The 6,464-nt window shown below is 41.5% G+C and carries 7 protein-coding genes and 1 pseudogene; 2 read left to right on the top strand and 6 right to left on the bottom strand.

All coding sequences use genetic code 11. From position 1 onward, the window contains the following. Window positions 1-53: 53 nt before the first annotated feature. The 4 genes and pseudogenes from BFI01S_RS24460 to BFI01S_RS20485 form a co-directional block, all read right to left on the bottom strand. On the bottom strand, window positions 54-188 hold the full coding sequence (locus BFI01S_RS24460; protein ID WP_256816508.1) for a hypothetical protein: 135 nt from the start codon (window positions 186-188) through the stop codon (window positions 54-56). Window positions 189-291: 103 nt separating this feature from the next. Next, window positions 292-2,134: pseudogene (locus BFI01S_RS20475) on the bottom strand (penicillin acylase family protein). A gap of 20 nt (window positions 2,135-2,154) precedes the next feature. Beyond that, the gene (locus BFI01S_RS20480; RefSeq protein WP_061794242.1) at window positions 2,155-2,538 is read right to left on the bottom strand and encodes a MaoC/PaaZ C-terminal domain-containing protein; all 384 of its coding nucleotides are present in this window, start codon (window positions 2,536-2,538) and stop codon (window positions 2,155-2,157) included. Further along, window positions 2,531-2,983, bottom strand: a complete 453-nt coding sequence (locus BFI01S_RS20485) for a MaoC family dehydratase N-terminal domain-containing protein (RefSeq protein ID WP_061794243.1) — start codon at window positions 2,981-2,983, stop codon at window positions 2,531-2,533. The genes BFI01S_RS20480 and BFI01S_RS20485 overlap by 8 nt, the downstream gene beginning before the upstream one ends. Before the next feature lie 179 nt (window positions 2,984-3,162). On the opposite strand from BFI01S_RS20485, the gene BFI01S_RS20490 reads away from it, so the two are divergent. Continuing rightward, window positions 3,163-4,782, top strand: coding sequence for an ABC-F family ATP-binding cassette domain-containing protein (locus tag BFI01S_RS20490; protein WP_061794244.1), 1,620 nt, complete (start codon window positions 3,163-3,165; stop codon window positions 4,780-4,782). A 41-nt stretch (window positions 4,783-4,823) separates the two neighbouring features. Here the strand turns inward: BFI01S_RS20490 and BFI01S_RS22720 are convergent, their stop codons facing one another. After that, on the bottom strand, window positions 4,824-4,961 hold the full coding sequence (locus BFI01S_RS22720) for a YuzL family protein (RefSeq protein WP_082139039.1): 138 nt from the start codon (window positions 4,959-4,961) through the stop codon (window positions 4,824-4,826). A 104-nt stretch (window positions 4,962-5,065) separates the two neighbouring features. Here BFI01S_RS22720 and BFI01S_RS20495 point away from each other — a divergent pair, with 104 nt between their 5' ends. Then, complete coding sequence (locus BFI01S_RS20495; protein ID WP_035330823.1) at window positions 5,066-5,311, top strand: YkuS family protein; 246 nt, start codon at window positions 5,066-5,068, stop codon at window positions 5,309-5,311. 213 nt (window positions 5,312-5,524) lie between these two features. On the opposite strand, the gene BFI01S_RS20500 is transcribed toward BFI01S_RS20495, so the two are convergent. Then, entirely contained in the window at window positions 5,525-6,334 is an 810-nt protein-coding gene (locus BFI01S_RS20500; RefSeq protein WP_235831244.1) for a UCP032817 domain-containing protein, read from the bottom strand. Between the last annotated feature and the right edge of the window lie 130 nt (window positions 6,335-6,464).

The raw sequence follows: 6,464 nt of genomic DNA on the forward strand, positions 1-6,464 counted from the left end.
GAAGCAAATATAATAAAAAAATGGCAGATTTTAGGATCCGCCATTTTTTTAACCTAATTCGCAGAAGAAGATAAATTTTTGTTTTGGTTAATGAGTATTAAAGTTTTTGATCTTGGCTTTGAAAAGCTTACCTTAATACCGGACTTCTTTAATCGGTTTACTAAATCAACCAGCTGTTTTTTAGCCATCTAAAAAACTCCTTTTTCCCTGCCTGTATGATTAATATTGTACATGAAATTTATGAAAAAACTATGAACAAAAAGAAACATTTTATGATATTTGTATGTTTTTTCAAGGTTTTAATAAAAGTGTTTGCCTGGTTTTCTCTGCAGTGAGGGCTGTTTTATGATAGTTCCCTTCTGCCCAGTCGTCCATCAGATCATGGTACCACTGGCTTAGTGGATGTCCGGATTGCCCTGGTCCAACCAGATGGAAGGCAGTATTCATGTTCTGTGTATCTATCACAAATCTCCATGAGCCTCCATGATTCACAGTGCCATCCTCTTTGTTAGCTGCCGCCTGGACAGTGACTGAGCTGCCGCCAACAGGAATCCGGCCCTCTCTATTAAACAAATAGTTTAAAGGTTTTACACTTGAAAGCGGATGTGAAAAAGCTAATTGATGATAGTTACCCCATTTCCACTTAGACGGGCTGCCCCCTTGAAGATTTTCGGCTTTCTTGACCGCTCTACTCAATGATTGGGAAAGGACTTTCGGCAATCCGCCCTTTTCTTCAATCCAGATGCTTTCCCGGCCATTTGCTGCATTTCTCAATAATTCATCCACTGCCTGCTTTTGCCCTTTGAAGAGCTTCCTCATTTCGGGTGATATCTGATCTTCAAAAAGAACATCGGATATGCTTTTCATCCAAAGATTGAAAATAAGAGGGGCTGCCTCATCCTTGCTGTCAATATAATCCCATTTACTCAGGATCGATAAAGCTTCCTTTTCAAGATTGGAAGATGGGTCTCTGATTTGAGACAGGAAAATGGGTATTATTCATCCGACCAGCCGGGCACTGGCAGCAGTCCATCTCCTTTCTTTCTGATTGGGACTTTACCATTTGCTTTATAAGCAATAGTTCCATCCGGAGAAGCAAATACAAAGTTTTGGGCAGGTGTATGAAATAACCCCAGTGCTTGTTCAAACTGATTCCAGTCTGATGATTTATTCATTTTTAGAATGGCTTCCAGCTCTTTTGAAGGCTGAAGCGCTGTCCATTGTAAGGAAAGAACGGTATCCTTGCCGCTGTCTCCAGCAAATTCCGATATCACAGGTCCGTGGCGTGTAATCGTTATTTTATAGCTAATTGGCTCTTTGCCTTTTACCTTAATTGGTTCTTCTATTACTTCTGCCTTTTCCCACTTATGATCGAATAGAAACTCGTTTTCTTTGGCAGGATTCCTTTTTTCGATATACAAATCCTGAACATCTGGTCCTGTATTGGTTACTCCCCATGCAATATTTTCATTGTGACCGAGTATGATGCCTGGTATGCCGGCAAAAATGACACCGCTGACGTTCATTTCAGGGGACTCCAGATGCATTTGATACCAGATGGAAGGTGTGCTGAGTGATAAATGAGGGTCATCTGCCAAAATAGGCTTTCCGGATGCCGTTTTACTGCCGGCTGCCACCCAGTTATTGCTTCCGTTGAATTCTGGAGGCGTAATTACAGACGCAAAGCTTTCTTCAATATTTAAATTGCTTCCGGGGAATATGCTTCATGGGATGCTTCTGCTGCCCTTCTCAGTCCAAGTGTCCTAAAATATTTATCATTTTCAACCGTAGCCTCTCCGATTACTTCACTCAATCTTCCCGATGCCTGACGCCTGCTTAAATCCATCTGAAAGAGGCGGTCCTGAGCCTGTGCATAGCCCTGTGCAATAAAAAGGTCCCGTTCATTGCCAGCAAGTATGTGCGGGACTCCGCTGTCATCGCGATTGACCATTACTTCCTTAGAGATGGAACCTATTATGATTTCCCCATCTGTTTTTGGCAGAGAGCGGGACAAAAAACCATACATAATGAAAAAGGCTGCAGCCAATAACACTAATATCATAGTAATGCTCCAAAGCGAGTATTTCTTCCACTTTGATTTTGGCTGGTGCTGGACCCCAATATTGCCTTCCATAAACATTCCTTCCCTTTTTATTAAATTTTTACTTCGAACCGGCCGGAAAGCTTTTGCTCACCAGCTTCATTTTTTACTGATACTTCCCCCGTCAGCCTTTTTTCGTCATCTTCCCATTTCTCTCCTGTCGCTCTCCCTTCTATTGTCAGCTTCTCGCCGGGGCGTGTCATTTTGCTGAAGCGCACTTTGAACTTTCTCAGGTCCTTTCTTGGAAACCACTCAGCGAGTGCTTCACCTGCCATTCCCATTATGAGCATCCCATGGGCGATCACTCCGTCCAATCCGGCTTTTTCTCCAACAGGGACTACTGTATGAATCGGATTGAAATCACCTGATGCACCGGCATACTTGACCAGCTGTGTATGGGTGATCCCGGGTTTTTGAATCATTTTCAGCTCACTCATTTTTGCTTCCCCCTCTTTCAATAATGGTGGATTCTGAATAAAGAACATCTTTTCCATCACTGTTTTTGTAATGAATACCTATTGTAATAAACCGCAGATTCCTCTTTTCAAAAGAAGAAATTAATTTAGTGTCGCAAGTTACTGTATCGCCGGCACATATTTCTCCAAAATAGCGGTATTCCTGACCGCCGTGAAGAACCTTGAGCGGGTCAAGGCCGAATAGCTTGATTAGGGTTTCGAAGTCCAAGCCTCCCCACATCTCGATAGCTGTTGGAAATGTAGGAGGAATGGGGATGTCCCGGTACCCCTCTTTTCTTGCAGTGCCGGCATCGTAATAAATAGGATTACTGTCTCCAATTGCCATAGCAAATTCCCTGATTTTTCCCCTTTCAATTGTGAATCGGAAAGGTTTTAACCTCACATCTTCTTTTAAAAGAGATTCCATTAATATCGCACTTCCTCTCATTCTTTTATAATCTTTATGTATTCGACTTTTTCCGCCTGCTTCCTGTTAATTCTCTAAATTTTTATTGAAGTCGCTGCTTGATAAAAAGAAGGATTCGCGATTACGAGCTGAAAGTGGTATAATTTTAAGGATTATGTATTTGGAGGAATAAAAATAATATGATAACTGTCAGTAATGTAGGTCTTCGATACGGCGACCGCAAACTATTCGAAGATGTTAATATTAAATTCACACCTGGCAATTGCTATGGTTTGATTGGAGCAAATGGTGCAGGTAAATCAACTTTTCTTAAAATTTTATCAGGTGAAATTGAGGCACAATCCGGAAGTGTTCATTTAGGTCCAGGAGAACGCCTGGCTGTCCTGAAGCAGAACCATTTTGAGTACGAAGAATTTGAAGTATTAAAAGTAGTCATCATGGGCCATGCCCGTCTTTATGAAGTGATGCAGGAAAAAGATGCTATTTATATGAAGGCTGATTTCACGGATGAAGATGGGATGAAGGCTGCTGAACTAGAAGGTGAATTTGCTGAATTAAATGGATGGGAAGCAGAATCTGAAGCAGCTATTTTGCTGAAGGGACTTGGAATCGGAGAAGAGCTTTACGACAAAAAAATGGCTGACCTTTCCGGTTCTGAAAAAGTGAAAGTTTTGCTTGCGCAGGCGCTTTTTGGCAAGCCGGATGTTCTTTTACTGGATGAGCCGACAAACCACTTGGATATCAAAGCAATTGAATGGCTTGAGGAATTCCTGATCAACTTTGAAAATACTGTTATTGTCGTATCCCATGACCGTCATTTCTTAAACAAAGTATGTACGCATATTGCCGATCTTGACTTTGGAAAGATCCAGATTTACGTTGGGAACTATGACTTCTGGTATGAATCAAGCCAGCTTGCACAAAGGATGGCTCAGGATGCCAATAAGAAAAAGGAAGAAAAAATCAAGGAACTGCAAAGCTTTATTGCCCGCTTTAGTGCAAACGCATCAAAATCCAAGCAGGCAACTTCGCGTAAAAAGCTTCTTGATAAGATTTCTTTGGATGACATTAGACCATCCTCAAGAAAATATCCGTATGTAGGATTTTCACCTGACCGTGAAATCGGAAATGATTTGCTCCGGGTAGACGGCCTCAGCAAAACAATAGATGGTGTTAAAGTTCTGAACAATGTCAGCTTCATCATGAACAAAGATGATAAAATTGCGTTAGTCGGCACGAACGAATTGGCGAAAACTACCCTGTTTAAAATATTGACTGGTGAAATGGAGCCGGATGAAGGAACGTATAAGTGGGGTGTTACAACCTCTCAGTCCTATTTCCCTAATGATAACTCTGAGTTCTTCGATAACTCTGATTTAAACCTAGTAGACTGGCTGCGCCAATTCTCACCTGCAGATGACAGTGAAAGCTTCCTGAGAGGTTTCCTTGGAAGAATGCTGTTCTCTGGTGAAGAGGTTCTAAAGAAAGCAAGCGTGCTTTCCGGTGGAGAAAAAGTCCGCTGCATGCTATCTAAAATGATGCTTAGCGGTGCAAATGTGCTTCTCCTTGATGAGCCGACCAACCACCTTGATTTGGAATCCATTACGGCATTGAATAATGGTCTGATCAATTTCAAAGGCTCTTTAATTTTTGCATCACATGACCATCAGTTCATTCAGACCATTGCCAACCGCATTATTGAAATTACACCGGCTGGCATTGTCGATAAGCAAATGACGTATGATGAGTATTTAGAAGACTCAGCCATACAGAAACAAGTAGCTGAAATGTATCAGTAAACAGTAAAAGCAGGAGGATCAGCCTCCTGCTTTTAACTTTTTCAAAAATCCTGTTTTTTCTTTTTATGGCGTGCAGAGGAAGCTGTTCTGCTGCCTGTTTCCATGTTGGTTGTCCCTTGCCCTTCGACGTTTGGAGAGCTTAATCCAGCTTTTGAAGGGTCTTTTTTGCGTTTGCTCATAGTTAAACACCTCCTTTCTTACTCTTTCGTGTTAAGGCTATTTTTATCCATGGAATAAAAATGGAGAACAAAAGCCAATCTAACAAACGGAGGAGGTGTTAACATTGACGAAAAGAGTAGCTGTTGAACAATCCTTAACAAATGTTTCTGAAGCGCTTCGCCAAAAAGGATATGATGTGGTTGACTTGAAGTCGGCGCATGATGCTGAGAACTGCTCATGCTGTGTTGTGAGCGGTGTTGATTCAAATGTAATGGGTATGCAGGATGTTTCTACAAAGGCATCTGTCATTGAAGCAAGCGGCCTGTCGGCTGATGAGGTATGCCGCCAGGTGGAGCAAAGAATGCAATAAAAGATTGTCCAAAGACTAAAGAGCAAATCTTTAGTCTTTTTTCAAAAAAAAAAAACGGGCATTAAAGCCGTCTTCTTCTTCTGGCTTTTGCTTCAGGGCGTAATTAGTTAACTTTGTACCAAACAATACATGCATCCCCCTATCATATTTATAAATTGTTCCATAATTGAAAATTTTATGCCGGAATTTGAGAAGATTGATAATGAAAGCTTTTTAGCTCGAGCATCCGCCTCCACAGCTCGAACAGCTGGATCCGCCTGAATCATGGCCTCCACCAGAATCATGATCATTGCTGCTGCATGAGAAGCCGGAGCAGTAAACCATTCCAGCAGCATTGGCTTTTGCGAGCTCCTCGGGAAGCAGTTCGTTCATATTGTCCTCGAACCCATCAGGTTCATAAACCGAAAAATACACGGCGGGGAACAGCAGATAGGAATACTGGCTGACAGATGCGGGCTTCGTAAATTCCAGCGGCTTTTTCTCGAGCTTTATTGATTCTGATTCAGAAATTTCATACTTCAGTTTTTCTATAATCTTCTTTTTCAGATCAAGCCAATCATTTCCCGTTCTGAAATACTTATTTAGCAGTTGAGTCTCATTCATGCTCCTGAAATCATCAAGTATTTCTTTTTTAATAGGATTTTGCAAAAAGCCTCCCCATATTCTGCTGCTATTATGGCCTGCCTTAAAAAGAGTTAAGTACACCCAGTCAAAAAAGGCCCTTTCACCCGGGATGGGAGTGCTGTTCATATTTGGGGAATGGTGAAGATATTCACCGAAGAAATTCTTGGAAAACTGATCATAATCACGGGTAAACATCAGCATTTCATGCCATATGTCATCCGCTTTACTGCTGAACATAGGCACCGTTTTCAGTATGGCATTCATCACAAAATATCTTTTTAGCTCAAAAAATGTCCAATCATATGCATAGTCTTTCCATTTTGGGTGCTCTCTCAGTACACGATTTTTTATATTCTCACTGTACCCTTCAGGCAAAGATTTTTTTAATTGCTGGATCATCGGCAGATAGTCGTCTGACTGAATTCCCAGGTACTCAGGGAATGGCTCATCTTTTAAAAAGACTCACCCGTAGATTGACGTAACAACAAATAATATAGAATGAGAGCCAATAAGCACCCTAATAGGGTGC

Origin of the sequence: Cytobacillus firmus NBRC 15306 (assembly GCF_001591465.1) — a bacterium.
In the GTDB taxonomy this organism is placed as follows: Bacteria; Bacillota; Bacilli; order Bacillales; family Cytobacillaceae; genus Cytobacillus; species Cytobacillus firmus.